Annotated in this window: 1 protein-coding gene; it reads left to right on the plus strand. The window is 36.4% G+C overall.

Annotation, left to right across the window (positions count from 1 at the left end):
• Positions 1–256 precede the first annotated feature (256 nt).
• Positions 257–823 (plus strand): recombinase family protein, encoded by a 567-nt coding sequence (locus tag FTT63_RS15535; RefSeq protein ID WP_004282172.1) that lies wholly within the window; start codon positions 257–259, stop codon positions 821–823.
• The last annotated feature ends 291 nt before the right edge of the window (positions 824–1,114 follow it).

A 1,114-nucleotide genomic window follows, 5' to 3' on the forward strand; every position in this document is an offset into this window, starting at 1 on the left:
TAATATTACTGAAATTACGTTACAAATAGAAAATACGAAATGTAATACATTGAACCAACATAAACACTAATTTGGACTTTAGTCTTCATATAGATGTTTTGTGTAACTTTAAAGTATACCCTAAAGTTACAATCTAAAAGTTCATGAAATTATGTATCATTTAAATGATTTTTAATCATAAATAACATGTAACTTTAGTATTAAAGATTTATAATTTACGAAATTGTTCATTTTTATCCAATTGGGGCGTGAAAAATTGAAAGGCCAAAAAGTAGGGTATATCCGGGTAAGTTCTGTCGAGCAAAACACTGGACGTCAACTTGAGGGAATTGAAGTCGACCGGATTTTTGTTGACCGTGCTTCAGGTAAAAATACTGACCGACCTAAATTTCAGGAAATGTTGAACTATGTCCGGGAAGGGGACAGGGTGATTGTACATTCCATGGATCGTTTTGCGCGAAGCCTGAAAGATTTGGTCACTGAAGTAGATAAACTGGTCAAACGAGGGATTGCCATCCAGTTTGTAAAAGAAAATATTACTTTTACGGCCGAATCCACCCCGATGGATAATTTGATGCTGCAATTGATGGGTGCTTTTGCACAGTTCGAACGTGAGATCATTTTAGAGCGGCAAAAGGAAGGAATAAAACTCGCCTCTGCTCAGGGGAAGTACAAAGGTCGGGTGCATAAACTAAAGCCTGACCAAGCTGAAGCTTTACGACAAGCATGGAGGGAAGGGAAGTATCCATCAAAAATGGCATTAGGAAAAGCTTTTGGGATTAGTCGTCAGGCGGTATACCGATATTTACAAGTTAGTGAATAGCTTATTGGGATTGGCAACTAAATTTAGTTTAACTTATAAAAATCATGAAACATTGTTCGAATTTTAAGCGTGGAACATAAATAATCAATAAAAAGCCGCTCTGGTACCCTATGCCCCACAACGGCTTGATCTAATATACTGAAATTTAATGATAAATATCAAGTTGTTATTCCAAAGTAGAAATGTCCTACCTAATAACCAAATAGAAATGTCCTATATGGACATTTCCAAGTCAAGCACAGGATTTAGATTTCGTTCTTGAATTGCTGTTTTCTGTGCACGTCTGCTTGG

This window comes from Acinetobacter sp. C15 (genome assembly GCF_013420645.1).
In the GTDB taxonomy this organism is placed as follows: Bacteria; Pseudomonadota; Gammaproteobacteria; order Pseudomonadales; family Moraxellaceae; genus Acinetobacter; species Acinetobacter indicus.